The organism is Nonomuraea cavernae (assembly GCF_014646355.1).
GTDB lineage: Bacteria > Actinomycetota > Actinomycetes > Streptosporangiales > Streptosporangiaceae > Nonomuraea > Nonomuraea cavernae.
In genome coordinates, this window is the sequence record NZ_BMNH01000001.1 from 744,342 (window position 1) to 759,425 (window position 15,084).

General features: G+C 72.9%; 14 protein-coding genes and 1 pseudogene. 13 read left to right on the plus strand and 2 right to left on the minus strand.

The genetic code is table 11. The annotated features are described in order from the left end of the window. Positions 1 to 111 precede the first annotated feature (111 nt). Positions 112 to 390, plus strand: a pseudogene (locus IEY82_RS03470) (dihydrofolate reductase family protein); the annotation flags it as partial. A gap of 30 nt (positions 391 to 420) precedes the next feature. On the opposite strand, the gene IEY82_RS03475 reads toward IEY82_RS03470, so the two are convergent. Further along, complete coding sequence (locus IEY82_RS03475; RefSeq protein WP_189122422.1) at positions 421 to 1,428, minus strand: RNA polymerase subunit sigma-70; 1,008 nt, start codon at positions 1,426 to 1,428, stop codon at positions 421 to 423. A gap of 301 nt (positions 1,429 to 1,729) precedes the next feature. Here IEY82_RS03475 and IEY82_RS03480 point away from each other — a divergent pair, with 301 nt between their 5' ends. From IEY82_RS03480 to IEY82_RS03535, 12 genes are all read left to right on the plus strand, one after another. Next, complete coding sequence (locus tag IEY82_RS03480) at positions 1,730 to 2,608, plus strand: potassium channel family protein (RefSeq protein ID WP_189122423.1); 879 nt, start codon at positions 1,730 to 1,732, stop codon at positions 2,606 to 2,608. 79 nt (positions 2,609 to 2,687) lie between these two features. Next, the gene (locus IEY82_RS03485; RefSeq protein ID WP_263647585.1) at positions 2,688 to 4,331 is read left to right on the plus strand and encodes an NAD(P)H-dependent oxidoreductase subunit E; all 1,644 of its coding nucleotides are present in this window, start codon (positions 2,688 to 2,690) and stop codon (positions 4,329 to 4,331) included. Further along, positions 4,328 to 6,997 carry a formate dehydrogenase subunit alpha gene (gene fdhF, locus IEY82_RS03490; RefSeq protein WP_189122424.1) on the plus strand — a complete coding sequence of 890 codons (2,670 nt, stop codon included), beginning with the start codon at positions 4,328 to 4,330 and terminating at the stop codon, positions 6,995 to 6,997. The genes IEY82_RS03485 and fdhF overlap by 4 nt, the downstream gene beginning before the upstream one ends. 145 nt (positions 6,998 to 7,142) lie before the next feature. Then, positions 7,143 to 7,571: a hypothetical protein gene (locus IEY82_RS03495; RefSeq protein WP_189122425.1), complete on the plus strand. Its 429-nt coding sequence runs from the start codon at positions 7,143 to 7,145 to the stop codon at positions 7,569 to 7,571. Next, positions 7,568 to 8,458, plus strand: coding sequence for a hypothetical protein (locus tag IEY82_RS03500; RefSeq protein ID WP_189122426.1), 891 nt, complete (start codon positions 7,568 to 7,570; stop codon positions 8,456 to 8,458). The genes IEY82_RS03495 and IEY82_RS03500 overlap by 4 nt, the downstream gene beginning before the upstream one ends. A 34-nt stretch (positions 8,459 to 8,492) precedes the next feature. Then, positions 8,493 to 9,758, plus strand: coding sequence for a V-type ATPase 116kDa subunit family protein (locus tag IEY82_RS03505; protein ID WP_225262096.1), 1,266 nt, complete (start codon positions 8,493 to 8,495; stop codon positions 9,756 to 9,758). Beyond that, a complete protein-coding gene (locus tag IEY82_RS03510; protein WP_189122427.1) occupies positions 9,743 to 10,084 on the plus strand; it encodes an ATP synthase subunit C in 342 nt (113 codons plus the stop codon). The genes IEY82_RS03505 and IEY82_RS03510 overlap by 16 nt, the downstream gene beginning before the upstream one ends. Before the next feature lie 6 nt (positions 10,085 to 10,090). After that, positions 10,091 to 10,303, plus strand: a complete 213-nt coding sequence (locus tag IEY82_RS03515; protein ID WP_189122428.1) for a V-type ATP synthase subunit F — start codon at positions 10,091 to 10,093, stop codon at positions 10,301 to 10,303. Between the two features lie 49 nt (positions 10,304 to 10,352). Further along, a complete protein-coding gene (locus IEY82_RS03520; RefSeq protein ID WP_225262167.1) occupies positions 10,353 to 10,856 on the plus strand; it encodes a V-type ATP synthase subunit E family protein in 504 nt (167 codons plus the stop codon). Beyond that, positions 10,844 to 12,520 carry a V-type ATP synthase subunit A gene (locus tag IEY82_RS03525; protein WP_189122430.1) on the plus strand — a complete coding sequence of 559 codons (1,677 nt, stop codon included), beginning with the start codon at positions 10,844 to 10,846 and terminating at the stop codon, positions 12,518 to 12,520. The genes IEY82_RS03520 and IEY82_RS03525 overlap by 13 nt, the downstream gene beginning before the upstream one ends. Then, the gene (locus IEY82_RS03530) at positions 12,517 to 13,890 is read left to right on the plus strand and encodes a V-type ATP synthase subunit B (RefSeq protein ID WP_189122431.1); all 1,374 of its coding nucleotides are present in this window, start codon (positions 12,517 to 12,519) and stop codon (positions 13,888 to 13,890) included. The genes IEY82_RS03525 and IEY82_RS03530 overlap by 4 nt, the downstream gene beginning before the upstream one ends. After that, complete coding sequence (locus tag IEY82_RS03535) at positions 13,887 to 14,516, plus strand: V-type ATP synthase subunit D (protein ID WP_189122432.1); 630 nt, start codon at positions 13,887 to 13,889, stop codon at positions 14,514 to 14,516. The genes IEY82_RS03530 and IEY82_RS03535 overlap by 4 nt, the downstream gene beginning before the upstream one ends. On the opposite strand, the gene IEY82_RS03540 is transcribed toward IEY82_RS03535, so the two are convergent. Then, complete coding sequence (locus IEY82_RS03540) at positions 14,499 to 15,083, minus strand: TetR/AcrR family transcriptional regulator (protein ID WP_189122433.1); 585 nt, start codon at positions 15,081 to 15,083, stop codon at positions 14,499 to 14,501. The genes IEY82_RS03535 and IEY82_RS03540 overlap by 18 nt on opposite strands. Position 15,084: the final 1 nt, after the last annotated feature.

Below are 15,084 nucleotides of genomic sequence, written 5' to 3' on the forward strand. Positions count from 1 at the left end.
TTGCCCACCCACGCGCCGATGCTGTTGACGGTGGCATCCAGGGTGGCCTTTGACCTCTGGGCTTCTGCGCACAGATGAGGTTTCCACGCCGTGCCCGTCTGCACGTATGAGATCGACTCACGGAAGGCTGGCACGACGCGGAAACTGATCTTCGGCACGAACGTGACCCTGGACGGCTACATCGCCGCGCCCGGCGACGACCTCGGCTGGAGTGGAGGGGAGGGACCGGACTCGTCGCCGAGCGCCGAGCTGTTCCAGTGGTGGTCCGACCGGGTGGACGCGACGGGCCTGGCGTTGTATGGACGCAGGCTGTGGGAGGCGATGAGCTCCCACTGGCCGACCGCCGACAAGCAGCCGGGTGCCACACCGGCGGAGATCGAGTTCGCGCGCTGGACTCGTCGACGATGGGGACTTGTCTGATCACAGCGTCGCGGGCAGGTCCAGCCATGGTTTGTCGGAGGCGTCGAATCCGGTGAGCTCAGCGACCTTCCCGTCGACGATGTGCAGGACCGCGATGTTGAACAAACGGTACTCCGGGTCGTCGGGGCCGCGGAGGTACAGCACGGCGGCAGGCATGCGGTTGACCGTCGTGGCGATGCAGCGCCAGTCGTCGTAGCCGCGCTGGAAGAGCCCGCTGGAGACCCAGCCGTCCACCGCGTCCTTGGCCGTGACGACCAAGGTGCCCGGATCGGGCAGCATCGTGAAGCGCAGGTCGTCGCGCAGCAGGGCCGTCAGCCCGTCCAGGTCGTTGCGCTCATGGGCGTCGATATACGACTTCACCACGCCGCGCTCGTCATCCGACAGCTCGTGCGTGGCGGGGCGCCGCCAGTCGAGGCGGCGGTCGGGCAGCTGTTCGCGCATCGTCACACGGGCCCGCTGCAGTGCGCTGGTCACCGATGCGACGGTCAGCTCGAGGGCGTCGGCGGCCTTCGGCGCCGGCCAGCCGAGGACGTCGCGCAGGATGAACACCGCCCGCTGCCGCGGCGGCAGGTGCTGGACGGTGACGATGAACGCCAGCTCGATCGTCTCCCGGGCCACCACCGATTCCTGCGGATCCTCCGGGAGCATCCGGTCCGGGTAGGGCTGCAGGTAGTGCACTTCCGAGCCCGCTCCCGGCAGCTCGGCAGGCACGGGTGTGCGGTCGTTGCGCTTCTCCAGGAAGTCGAGGCAGGCGTTCGTCGCGATCCGGTACAGCCAGGTCCGCGGCGCAGCGTGGCCCTTGAACGACTCCCGCTTGTTCCACGCTCGCAGGAACGTCTCCTGCGTCATGTCCTGGGCGTCCTCGTAGTTCGCGAGCATCCGGTAGCAGTGCACCTGCAGCTCACGCCGGTGGCGCTCCGTGACAAGCGCGAACCGCGCCGTGTCGCCTGAGCGGACCGCCGCGAGAAACGTGGCCTCGTCGACGCCCAGCGGTCTAACGTCGGTCATGGTCATCAATCCTTCCACCGGTGCGAGGGGCTACCAGAACTGACGACGTGGCGGAGGATTTCTGATCGGTGAAGCCGCTGACACCGTCCGGGTCCTCGTAGACGTCGTCGTGCACGTGGTCCGGGTGTCCTGGTGGATTCTGCCGCCCGGACAGCCTGGGTGCGCCGGCGATGCGGCGAGTCTGCGTTCGCCAACGAGGTCTGCGGCCTAAGCTCCAAGCGCGGCCCGGCTCGGGCGGCCGATCACCTCGGCCCCGGCTGCGCGGGGTCGCCCGCTCCACAGGACACTGCGGGAGAGATGAATGGAGTGGTTGGTCTCGCTGCTCGGAGCCGCGCTCATCATGGTCGCCCTACGAGACCTGTTCCACACGCTCTGGCACCCCACCCGCCACGGAGGCCTGAGCCGACTCGTCATGGCGGCGTTGTGGAAACTGGCCGGGCGGCTCCGGGCGCGCAGGCGGGTGGTCGGGCTCGTCGGTCCGCTCGCCATGGTGACGGTGGTCGGCATGTGGGCCGTCACCATCATCCTGGGCTGGGCCATCGTCTACTGGCCGCACATGCCGGAGGCGTTCGCCTTCGCGCCTGGTTCCGGCCTGTCGCAGGAGCCGGAACTACTCGACTCCATCTACCTGTCACTCGTCATGGTCGCCACCCTCGGGCTCGGGGACATCGTGCCTGCCGAAGGCTGGCTCCGCGTGGCCTCGCCGCTGGAAGCTCTCATCGGCTTCGTCCTGCTGACGGCCACCGTCTCGTGGGTGCTGGAGATCTTCCCAACGCTGACCCGCCGACGGGTGCTCGCGATCCGGTTGGCGCTGCTGCACCGCACGGACCCGTCCGTGCGGCAGCTCGACTGCGCCGTGGGCGCCTCATTGCTGGGAAGCCTGGCGACCGAGGTGGTGCGTGTCCGTATTGACTTCACCCAGTACGCCGAGGGCTACTACTTCCATGACGGTGAGGACCACTCGTCCCTGGCGGCCACGATCGGCTATGCCACTCACCTCGCCCAGCTTGGGCAGGCGGCCCGACGGGTAGATGTGCGGCTGACGGCCGCCCTGCTCGCCGGTGCGCTGGAAGACCTCGCCACCATCCTTGATCAGCGTTTCCTCCACACGGACGGCGAGCCCGCGGAGGTGTTCGCCGCGTACGCGGCCGATCACGGTCGCGCCCCCACCGGGGCCTGAGCGCTTCACTGTGTGTCTGTTATCCGGGAAATGGGCAGGTAGAAATTCGTGATGCCATCCTTTCGATGCGTTTCGCGCCCTGGCTGAGCGGCGCGGCCGGCCAGGTGTCCGCCTGATTGAGGCTCTTGCCGAAGGTGCCGAGGAGCACGGGGAAGGGCCTGGGAGCTGGGCGCCGGAGGTGGCCGGACGGTTCGGGCTGCCCGCGGCGGCGGGGCTGGGGCCGGCCACGTTCTACGCGGATCTGGCCATCCCGCACGGCGACCGCCACGTGCGGGTCTGCACCGCGACCGCGTGCTTCGCGGCTCAGGCGGGCCGGCAGCTGCCCGCCATCCAGGACGTGCTCGGCGTCATGGCCGATGAGGGTCCTGATCGGGACGGGGGCGTCTCCTTGCGTACGGTCCGCTGCCTCGGTTACTGCTACGCCGGCCCCGCCTGCCTGGACGGGGAGACCCCCTGTGTCGGCCCGGATGTCGTCGACCAGGTGGCCGGACGTGCGCGCCCGCAGGCACCGCCGATCCCGGCGGCTGACGCCACCGGCGACACGGTCGTGCTGGCGGGGATCGTGGCAGGTGAAGCCGCGTGGCGGAGCTGGATGGAGACCGTCGGCCGGCGCTCGCCGGAGTGGGTGCGGTCGCAGGTCGGGGCCTCAGGCCTGCGGGGCCGGGGCGGCGCGGGCTTTCCCGTGGCGGCCAAGTGGGCGGCGGCGGGCGGCTCTCCGGACACGGTGGTGATCGCCAACGGCGACGAGGGCGATCCCGGCTCGTACGCCGACCGGCTGCTGATGGAGGCCGACCCGGCGCGGGTGCTGGAAGGGCTGGCGCTGGCCTGCTTCGCCAGCGGGGCCCGCCGAGGTCTGATCCTGGTGCGTTCGGAGTATCCGCGGGCGCTGGCGGCGATGCGGCAGGCCGTGGAGCAGGCGCGCGCCGATGGGCACCTGGGCCGAGGGGTGCACGGCAGTGACGTGGATCTGGACGTGGAGGTGGTGGCCGGCGCCGGTTCCTATGTCGCGGGCGAGGAGACGGCGCTGATCGCGGGGCTGGAAGGCGGTCGCGGTTGTGCGCGGGCGCGCCCGCCGTACCCGACGAGCCAGGGGGTGTGGGGTGCGCCGACGGTGGTCAACAACGTCGAGACGCTGGCCGCGGTGCCGTGGATCGTCAGCCGAGGTGGCGGCGCCTACGCCCGCCGGGGCGCGCCCGGCGAGACCGGTACGAAGCTGGTCTGCCTGTCGGAGCGGTTCGCCCGGCCCGGCTGCTACGAGGTCGAGCTCGGCGTGCCGGTGCGGTGGATCGTCACCGAGTTGGGCGGCGGCTTGCGGGAGGGGGCCGACCTCGGTGTGCTGCAGGTCGGCGGCCCGCTGGGTGGGTTCCTGGCGGAAGAGGATCTCGATGTGCCGCTCACGGAGGCGGGGCTGGCGGGTTACGGTGCCGCGCTGGGGCATGCCGGGTTGGTGGCCGTCGACCGGCGGCTGGAGCCGCTGGACGTGCTGCGGCACGTGTGGGGGTTCGGCGCGGCGGAGAGCTGCGGCGCCTGCTCGCCGTGCCGGGTCGGCTCCCGTCACGGGCTGGAGCAGGCCAGGTCCGGCGCCCCACCGGGTGACTCCTACACCCGCATGCTGAACGTGATGAGCGAGGCCAGCCTGTGTGCGTTCGGTCGTCGGCTGCCGCACGCGGTGCGGAGCCTGGCCCGCGCCTACGGGGATCGGTTGCGGGGGTGGGGCGGATGAGGGTCACGGTGGAGGGGGCCGTCGTCGATCTCCCCGGTGAGGCTTCGGTGCTGGCGGCACTACGCGCGGCGGGCGTCGATCTGCCCACGCTCTGCCATGACGAGCGGCTGACGCCCGTCGGCTCCTGCCGGGCCTGCCTGGTACGGCTCGACGGGCGAGTCGTCGCGGCCTGTGTGACCCCCGCCGTCGACGGCGCCCAGGTGAGTGTCGAGGAAGAGGACCTGCGCCGGCTGCGCCGTGACGCCGTGGAGGTGATCGTCTCAGCGCTTCCGCCGCGGGCGCTGGAGGGGGATGGGGAGCTGGCCCGGGTGTGCGGGGCGCTGGGCATCGGGCCGGAAGCCGCGCAAGGCGGTGCCGGCGGGGGCCAGGACCACTCTCATCCGTTCGTCCATCTCGACCGGGATCTGTGCATCGCCTGCGGTCGCTGCGTACGCATGTGCGCCGAGGTCCAGGGCACGTTCGCGCTCACGCTGGTGGGGCGCGGCTCGGAGACGGTGGTCGCGCCCGGCACCGGTGGCCCCTGGGCCGCATCGGACTGCGTCGCGTGCGGCGGCTGCGTGGACACCTGCCCCACCGGTGCCCTCACCGAACCGGGCTTGCCGATCGGCACTCACCTGGCCGCGTTCACCCGCACGCGTACCACCTGTGGATACTGCGGCGTCGGCTGCGCGCTCGACGTGCTGACCCGGGAGGGTGAGGTCGCCGCGGTGCGCCCCGCCGCGGACGGCCCGGTCAACCGGGGGCACGCGTGCGTCAAGGGCCGCTTCGCCCACGGGTTCCTGCGCTCTCCTGAGCGGATCACGGAGCCGCTGCTGCGCCGCCGGTCCGGCCTGGAGCCGGTGAGCTGGGACGAGGCGCTCGGCCACATCGCCCGCGGGCTGCGGGCCGCGGTGACCGAGGCGGGCCCCGACGCGGTGGCGGCGATCACCTCGGCCCGGGCCACCAACGAGGAGAACTACCTGATCCAGAAGTTCATGCGAGTCGTCATCGGCACCAACAACGTCGACAACTGCTCGAGGCTGTGCCACTCCCCGTCCGCCGCCGGACTGACCGCCGCGTTCGGCCTGTCCGGCGGCACCGACGCGTTCGAGGACGTGGAGCGCGCCGACTGCCTGCTCGTGGTGGGCGCGAATCCCGTCGAGGCGCACCCGGTCGTCGGGGCGCGGCTGCTTCAGCGGGTGCTGCACGGCACGCGGCTGGTCGTCGTCGACCCCCGGGCCGTCGGGCTCGCGGGCTACGCCGACGTGCACCTGCGGCCCCGCCCGGGGACCAACGTCGCCCTGTTCAACGGGCTCGCCAACGTGCTGCTCACGGACGGCCTGGTCGATGAGGAATTCCTGCGGCACCGCGCCGTCGGGCTGCCGGAGCTGACCGCGATGCTCGCCGGCTACCCGCCCGACCGGGTGGCCTCGATCACCGGCGTGCCGGCGGACGATCTGGTCGCGGCGGCCCGTCTGTACGGGGTGGCCGAGCGGCCGGCCATCGTCTACGGGCTCGGCGTGACCGAGCACCTGCACGGCACCGACGGCGTTCGTACCCTGGCGAACCTGGCGATCCTGCGCGGCGCGGTCGGCACCGATCACGGGTTCGGCGTGAACCCCCTCAGAGGGCAGAACAACGTCCAGGGGGCCTCCGACATGGGCGCCCTGCCCGATCTGCTGCCCGGCTACGGCCGGGTCACCGACGGCGTCGCGCGTGGGCGGGCCGAGCGGGTGTGGGGTGCCCGGCTGCCCGACCACGAGGGCCTGCGCATCCCGAGGATGTTCGCGGCGGCACGCTCAGGGGCGCTGCGGGTGCTGTGGATCGTCGGGGAGGACGTCTGCGCCACCGACCCTGACACCAACCGGGTCATCGAGGCACTGGAGTCCTGCCCACTGGTCATCAGCCAGGAGTTGTTCCTGTCCGAGACCGCCCGCCACGCCGACGTGGTCCTGCCCGCCGCGTCCTGGCTGGAGAAGGACGGCACCTTCGTCAACTTCGACCGGCGCTTCCAGCGCGTACGGCCCGCCCTGGCTCCCCCCGGCCAGGCACGCACGGACTTCGCCATCGTGCACGCGATCGCCGCCGCCTGCGGTGCCGACCTGGGCTGCCCGACCCCCGCCGAGGCGCTGGCCGAATGCGGCCGGGTGGCGCCGGTGTTCGCCGGGATATCGCACCAGCGGCTCGATCGCGAAGGCGCCATCCCCTGGCCGTGCCCCGACCCCGGACATCCCGGGGAGGCCAAGCTCTACCTGGACGGATTCGCCACGCCGGACGGGCGGGCGCGGCTGGCCGCCCGCCCCTACCTGCCGCCGGGCGAGAGCCCCGACGACGACTATCCGCTGATCCTGATCACCGGCCGCCGATGGGCGCACTACAACTCCGGCAACATGACCAGGCGGTCCGGCACCATCGAGCTCGCCCCCTCGGACCACCTCGACCTGCACCCGGCCGACGCCGCCCGTCATGCCGTGCGCGACGGCGACACGGTGCTGGTCGAAAGCCGGCACGGGCAGGCCGTGCTTCCGGCCCGGCTCACCGAGGAGGTCGCGCCGGGCCAGGTCTTCTGTACCTTCCACTTCCCGTCCAGCCGGGCGAACGCCCTCACCTCCGACCACGCCGACACCGTGACCTCCTGCCCGGAGTACAAGGTCACCGCCGTGCGCCTGCGCGGCGCGCGGGGCTGACCTGCCGGTCCGCGGGTGCGCCTGCGCGGCGCGCGGCGCTGATCCGCCGGTCCGCGGCCTGGCCAACATACGGCCGTGTGCTGACCGGCCGTTGGTTGTGCCGGGGGCATGACCCAAGGTGACGGGACGCGGGGAGGTGAGAGCGATGATCCGGCTGGGCGATTTCCTGGCCCGGTTTCGCCCCTCCGGCGTGCCCGGGGCGGCGGCGCCCGCGGGGGTTCCCGAGGACTACGTGGCCGACCAGGCCGAGGAGCTGGAGCCGATCTTCTCGGCACTCGCCGACATCCAGGCCGCGTGCGCGAACGAGCGCGAACACGCCCAGCGCCGTGGCGACCGCATGCGGGCGCGCGCCCACGACCGGGCCGCGGCCATCGTCGCCTCGGCCCACGCGGAGGCGGATGCCGAGCGTGCTCGGTCGGCGGCTCTCGCTCGCCGGCACCACGATCAAGCGGTGGCCGAATCGGCGCCCTCAGCCGCCGCTGAGGGGGTCCGCACGCGCTCGGCCGCCCGGATGCCGGAGATGGTGGCCCGGGTGACCGACCTGGTCAGGTCCCTGGCCGATGAGCGATCATGACCGCTTCGTGGGTCGCGGGGGCGACACGTGCCAGGGCCCTCGTCCGGCGGAGGGCCGGGACGGCGGGAGCGCGGCGCATCGCGGCCTGCGGTTCCGTGTCCGAGGCGGTGGCTCGGCTGGGTGACACGCCGTACGGACATGATGTGCGGCGTGGGCAGAGCCTGGCGGAGGCCCAGTGGTCGGTCCTGGCGACCCTGCTGTGGCATCTGCGGGTCCTGGCCGGCTGGCTGCCCCGGGAGGGAGGGCAGATGGTCCGCGTGCTGGCCCGCTGGTTCGAGCTCGCCAACGCGGACGAGCTGATCCGCCGGCTCGGGGGAGGTGAGACGGAGCCGGAGTTCGCCCTGGGATCGCTGGAGGCAGCGTGGCAGAGGCTGCGGCTGTGCGGATCTCTCGCCGAGGTACGGGCCACCCTGGCCGCTTCCCCGTGGGGAGACCCGGGCGGTGCCGGTCCTCGCGAGATTCAACTGGACATGCGTCTGGCCTGGGCCGAACGGGTCGTCGAGACCGTTCCGCGGGCCAGGTCGTGGGCCTTGGGGGCGACAGCCCTGCTGCTCGCCCGTACGCACCTGGCGGAGGGCGCCGGACTGGCCGAGCGAGCGCGAGGGCGTTGCCGCACGCTCGTCGGTGACGGCGCGCTCGACGCGTCCTCGATACCTGAGATGGCTCAGCGGCTTCCCACGGCGGCACGCTGGGTGCTCCACGAGATCGAGGACCCGCGCGAGCTGTGGCGAGGCGAGGAACGCTGGTGGCGGCGCGTGGAAGACGAAGGGCGCGATCTCCTGGCGGGGGCGGGGTTCACGGCGGGACCGGTTCTCGGCGCGGTCGCCGTCCTGGCAGCCGACGCCCGCCGGGTGCGAGCCGCCCTGGAACAGGCCGCATGGCGGTGACCGCGATGCGCTCACCCGATCGGCGACCGGCGTCATGAGCTGGCGAGAGGCGCTGCGGCCCGTCCGCATGGAGCGGGTGGCGATCGTCGCCCCCGCCCGCTCGCTGGACGACGTGCTGCGGATCGTGGGCGCGGCCGGAGTCGTCGAACTGTCCACACCACCTGACGCGCAGCTGCGGGAGGTCTCGAAGAGCGCAGTCGTCCGCGGTGAAGTGGCGGCGCTCGCCGGCTGGACGCCCGCCAAGGTCGTTCCGGAACTCGCGGGTCAGGTGGCACCCGAAGGCGGGGCGGTGGTGCCGCTCGACCGTCCCCGGGGCAAGGAGGCCCCGTCCCTGCTGCGTTCCGAAGGGTTGCGCGGCACCCTGGCTCCGCTCGTCGACACCTACGGGACGACGCCGTACGCCGACCTCGACCCGACGCCCCTGGCCGTGGGGGCGTACGTCCTGATGTTCGGCATGATGTTCGGCGACGTCGGTCACGGTCTGGTGCTGCTCGTCGCGGCGCTCGGGCTGTATCGCGAGCGCCCGCGATGGCTGTCGCGCCTCCACCGGGCGTGGCCGTTCGTCGTCGGCGCGGGGCTGGCCAGCATGCTCTTCGGCCTGCTCTACGGCGAGTTCTTCGGCCCCACGGGCGTGGTCCCGGTGCTCTGGGTGCGGCCGCTGGCCGACCCGGTCACCCTGCTGGCCGCGGCTCTGGCCTGCGGTGCGCTGCTGCTCGCGGTCGCCTACCTGCTGGGCGTGGTGAACCGGTGGCGGGAGGGCGGCTGGCCGGCCACCCTGTACTCGCCGGCAGGGGTCGCGGGCTCGGCGCTGTTCTTCGGGCTGGGGCTCGCCCTGTTCGGCTGGTACGCGAAGCTCGGCTGGCTGGCCGTCGCCGGCGGCGTGATCGCGGTGGTGGGCCTGGTCCTGGCCTTCACCGGCTTCTACGCCGAAGCGGGAGGCGGCGCGGGCGCGACCGCGCAGGCGCTGATCCAGCTCTTCGACGTGGTCGTCCGGCTGGGCGCCAACGTCGCGTCCTTCGCCCGCCTCGCCGCCTTCGGCCTCACACACGCCGCCGTCGGCTGGATCGTCTGGAGCGCGGCCACGGGGCTGTGGGCCGCCAACCCCTTCGCCGCGGCGGCGGTGTTCCTGCTGGGCAACGTGCTGGCGCTGACGATCGAGGCGCTCGTGGCCGGTGTACAGGCGTTGCGGCTGGAGTACTACGAGCTGTTCTCCAGGGTCTTCCAAGCCGAGGGACGGCCCTTTCGCCCCTGGCACCTGCCGCCGACGCCCAAGGAGGCCGTCCCATGTTCCCTTGGCTGAGACGGGGGTTGCGCGCGTTCAACGCGGTCATCGCGCTCGCCGCGGTCGTCCTCCTGGTCTGCGCCGTGACCGCGGGCTCCGCCCAGGGGACGGCGACGGCCGACCCGTCCGGCGGCAACTGGGCGGCACTGCTCGGCGCCGCCATCGCGGTCGCCAGCTCGGCGATCGGCGCGGGCATCGCCGTCGCCTACACCGGGGCAGCGGCGCTCGCCGCGATGAGCGAGCGGCCCGAGCTGTTCGGGCGTGCCATCGTCATCGTCGGCCTGGCCGAAGGGATCGCCATCTACGGGCTCGTCATCGGCATCATCCTCATCGGACGGGCCTGACCGGCCATGGCGATCGTCGCGGTCATCGGCGAGACCGTCCGCGTGGCGGGGTTCCGGCTCGCCGGAGCGGTCGTCCTGTCGGCCGACACTCCTGAGGCCGCCCGCGCGGCGTGGGCCTCCCTCGGCGACGACGTCGCCGTGGTGATCCTCACCCCGGAGGCGGCCGAAGCCGTCAGCGAGCGGGCCGGAGAGAGGCTGACGGTGGTGATGCCGCCGTGACGACCTTCCGGGGCGCTCTACCTACGGTGGTGATGCCGCCGTGACGACCATGCGGGACGCTCTGGCGCCGCTGGCCGGAACCCTGTCCAGGCAGGCCGGGATCGACGCCCGGGCGATCGTCGCCGGGGCCGAGGAAGAGGCTGCCCAGGTGGTCGCCGCCGCCCGCCAGGAGGCTCGGACCATCCTCGCCGACGCGCGCGCCGACGGAGCCGCCCAGGCCGAGGCGGCCGCGGTCACCGAACGGATCCGCGCCGAGCGCCAGGCCCGCGACATGGAACTCGCCGCCCGACGAGAGGCCCTGGACGAACTACGCGTACGATCGGCCGCCGCAGTCAGGGCCCTGCGTGACGATCCCTGCTACCCCAGGCTGCTCGACCGGCTGAGCGCCCTGGCCCGTGCCGCCGGGGGCGCGGACCTGGTCGTCGAGGAGCAGCCTGACGGCGGCGTGCTGGCGAAGGGGCGCGGCCGGCGGGTCGACTGCACGCTCGGCGCGCTGGCCGCACGGGCCGTGGAGGCGCTCGGAGCGGAGGTGGAGCGGCTGTGGGCACCGTGACCAGGGTCAACGGCCCCTTGGTCGAAGTCGAGGACCTGCCAGGCGCGGCCATGTACGAGCTGGTCCTGCTCGGGCCGCACAAGTTGCCAGGTGAGATCGTCTCGCTGAGAGGTGGCAGCGCCACTGCGCAGGCGTATGAGTACACCGGTGGGCTGGCCCCTGGCGATCCCGCCGAGCGCGGCGGATCTCCCGTCTCGGCTCTGCTGGGGCCTCATCTGCTGGGCGGAGTGTACGACGGGCTGCTCCGGCCGCTCACCGGGGCGGGCCCCTGGCTGGACCCGGCCGTGCCCACGCTCGCGTCCGTCGCCCGCTCGTGGCCGTTCACGCCGCTGGTCGAGCAGGGGCGGAAGACGGCGCCGGGCACGGCCATCGGGCGCGTCGAAGGCGCGGGCTCGCTCGCCTACCTGGTCCTGTCGCCGGGAGGCGAGGTCTCCGCCATCCGGCAGCCGGGCCGCTGTGCTCACGACGCCGTGGTCGCCGTCGTCGGGGGTGCCGAGGTCCGGCTGACCCGCCGCCAGCCGGTGCGCAGCGCGCTGCCGTACGCGTCGCGGCTGGACGAGACGGTGCCGCTCATCACGGGGCAGCGGGTCATCGACCTGCTCCTGCCGGTGTGCCTCGGGGGCACCGCGGCCGTGCCCGGTGGGTTCGGCACGGGTAAGACCGTGCTCCTTCAGCAGGTCGCCAAGTGGTGCGACGCCGACGTGGTGGTCTACATCGGCTGTGGGGAGCGCGGCAACGAGATGGCCGACGTCGTCGCCGAGCTGGCCGAGCTGCCGGACCCCCGTACCGGGGGGCGGCTCTCCGACCGGACCGTCGTGATCGCCAACACCTCCAACATGCCGATGATGGCGCGCGAGACCAGCATCTACACGGGGGTCACGGTGGCCGAGCACTTCCGCGACATGGGCTACGTCGCGGTGGTGATCGCCGACTCGACCTCACGTTGGGCCGAGGCGCGCCGGGAGTTCGCCTCCCGCAGCGGAACCCTTCCGGCCGAGGAGGGCTACCCGGCGGACCTGGCCTCCGCCCTGGCCGCGTTCTACGAGCGGGCCGGACGGGTCGTCACGCTGGGCGGTGCCACCGGGTCGGTGACGATCATCGGGGCCGTCTCGCCCCCGGGCGGAGATCTGACCGAGCCCGTCACCGCGCAGACGGAGCGGTTCGTGCGGACGCTGTGGGCCCTGGACCGCGACCTCGCCTACGCGCGGCACTACCCGGCGATCTCCTGGCGCGAGTCCTTCTCCCGCGACGCCGACGCCCTGACCCGGGACGACCCGGCGAACGCCGCCCGCCGCGCGCGCGTGGGCGGCCTGCTGGCCGAGGCCGACCGGTTGACCGCGCTGGCCGAGCTGGTGGGGGCGGGCGCGCTGCCCGCCCATGAGCGCATCGGTCTGCTGGCCGGGCGCCTGCTGCGGGAGGGCTTCCTGAGGCAGAGCTCGCTGAGCAGTCTGGACGCGTACTGCCGGCCCGAACGGACCGCTCTCATCGCCGACGCGCTGCTGGCGGTCCTGGCGCGCTGCCTGGACCTGGTCGAGCGGGGAGTGCCCGCCGCCGCGGTCGAAGATCGCGACTTCTCTCCCCTCCTGCGCGCCAAGGAGGCGCCGGAGGAAGAGGTCGAGGCACGGCGCGACACCGTGCTGAACGATCTGGAGACGCTGCGGTGACGACGTGGGCTCCGATCGAGTACACCGACGTGGCCGAGCTACGCGGCCCCCTCGTCGTCGTCCAGGGCGTCCAGAACGTCGGCTGGGACGAGTACGCCACGATCACGCTGGAGTCCGGTGAGCGCAGGCACGGCCTCGTCCTGGACGTCGATCGCGATCTCGCCGTCGTCCAGGTCCTTGAGGGCACCGGAGGACTCAGGGCGGAGACGACCCGGGTCACCTTCGCGGGGAGCCCGCTGCGCATCCCGGTCGGGGCCGGATGGCGGGGACGCGTCTGCAACGGGCGCGGCCGGCCCCTGGACGGCGGCCCGCCGGTCTTCGGCCACGACAGCGCCCCCGTGGCCGGCTTGCCGATGAATCCCACGGTGCGAGAGCCTCCGGCCGAACCCGTGATCACCGGGGTCTCCGCCGTCGACGCGCTGACCACCTTGGTCCGCGGCCAGAAGATGGCCGTCTTCGCCGAAAGCGGCCTGCCCCACCTGGAGTTCGCCGCCCAGGTGGCCGCCCAGGCCCACACCGGTGACGCGCCGTTCAGCGTGATCTTCGCCGCCATGGGACTGACCCATGGCGACGCGGGGACGGTGCGCGACATCCTGGACACGCGTTCGTCGGCCGCGGAGCTGACGGTGCTGCTCAACCTCGCCGGCGACCCCGTGATCGAACGGCTGCTCACGCCGCGGATAGCGCTGACCGTGGCCGAGCATCTGGCGTTCGTCCTGCGCCGTCACGTTCTCGTCGTGCTGGCCGACATGACGAGCTACTGCGAGGCGCTGCGCGAGGTGTCGACCGCCCGTGGCGAGATTCCGGCCCGCCGGGCCTACCCCGGTTACCTCTACAGCGACCTGGCCTCCATCTACGAGCGGTGCGGCCGGATCCGGGGGCGTCCCGGCTCCGTCACCGTGCTGCCGGTACTGAGCATGCCCGCCGGAGACATCACCCATCCCGTGCCCGACCTCACCGGATACATCACCGAAGGCCAGATTCTGCTGAGCCGTGAGGTGACCTCGTACCCGCACATCGATCCGTTGTCGTCCCTCTCCCGCATGATGCGCGCGGGGGTCGGCGCGGGACGGACCCGGCCCGAGCATCTGGACCTGGCCGCGCAGATCCAGGCGGGCCTGTCCCGCGCCCGGCAGGCCGGCGAACTCGCCGACGTGGTGGGCGAGAGCGCGCTGAGCCCGGCCGACCGCCGCTACCTGGCCATGGCGGAGGCCTTCCGGACGCGCCTGCTGGCCCAGCGGCCCGACGAGGTCCGCACCCTGGAGGAGACGTTCGAACGGGCCTGGCAGGTGGTCTCCGTGCTGCCGCGCGGCGAACTGTCGATGCTCAGCGAGGAGTCGCTGGAAGCGGGATACGAGGGAGAGTCATGAGACTGCGGATCCCGCCTGGCCAGGCGGGGCGGATGTGGCTGCGTCGCCGCCTGCCGGCGGTCCGGCACGGGCTCGACGTGCTCGACAAGAAGCTGTGGATCTTGCGGCGGGAGCAGGACCGGCTCACCCGGAACGCGGCACGGACCGAGGCGGAGTGGTCCGCCGCATGCCGGGCGGCCGACGAATGGCTCCGCCGCGTGACCCGGCTCGGTGGCCGCCGGGCAGTGCGCCTGGCGGCCGGCGACGACCTCGCCGAGGCGCACGTGTACTGGGCCGACGCCGTGGGCACGAGCTATCCGGCCCGGGTCTCGTGCGCGTTCCCCGAACCGGGCGCGGCGGCTCCCCTCCCGATCACCACCGCGCTCGTTCCCGCTGCGGACGCCTACCGTGCCGCCCTGCGCGCCGGGCTGGAGCACGCGATCGCCGCGGAAGCCGTACGCGTCGTGGCGGCCGAGGTCGCCTCCACCGACCGCAGGATCCGTGCCCTCAGACGCCGCCTGCTTCCCCTGCTGGAGGAGGCGCTGGCCGCCGTCGAACTGTCGCTGGACGAGATGGAACGAGCCGACATCGACCGCGCGCGCCGGATCGGCGGCTCCGGACCAGGGACGTCATGGCGCGCGCAGTGACTCCAGCAGGCGAGACAGCGCCGCGAGCGTGGCGGTCAGGTCGCCGGGGGCGGCGGTCTGGGCCAGCCACAGGGCCGCTTCGTTCATCGCTCCCGACAGCAGGTGGGTCAGCGGCGCGATCGGCTGGTCGGGGATCGTGCCGCTCTCGACGAGGTCGGTGAGCGCCTCGGCCAGGTGTTTGGCGGAGGCGCCCTCGTCCATCGCCCGCCAGTCGTTCCAGCCGAGCACCGCCGGCCCGTCGATCAGCATGATCCGCTGGATCTCGGGGTCGGCGCTCGCGGTCACGAAGGCCGCGCACCCGTCCTTGAACCGGGCCCACGGATCTCCCGCCGCCTCGGCCGCCGCGACCACCCGGCCCGCCACCTCCTGCTGCACCTCGTCCAGGACGGCGCGGAAGAGGTCGGCCTTGCCCTCGAAATGATGGTAGAGCGCTCCTTTGGTCACTCCGGACTCGCGCACGATCTCCGCCAGACCCACCGCGGCGTAGCCCTTGGCGGCGAACAGGCGCCTGCTCTCGGCGACCAGTGTCCGTCTGGTGCGCTCCCTCTGCTCCGCTCTGGTCACCATG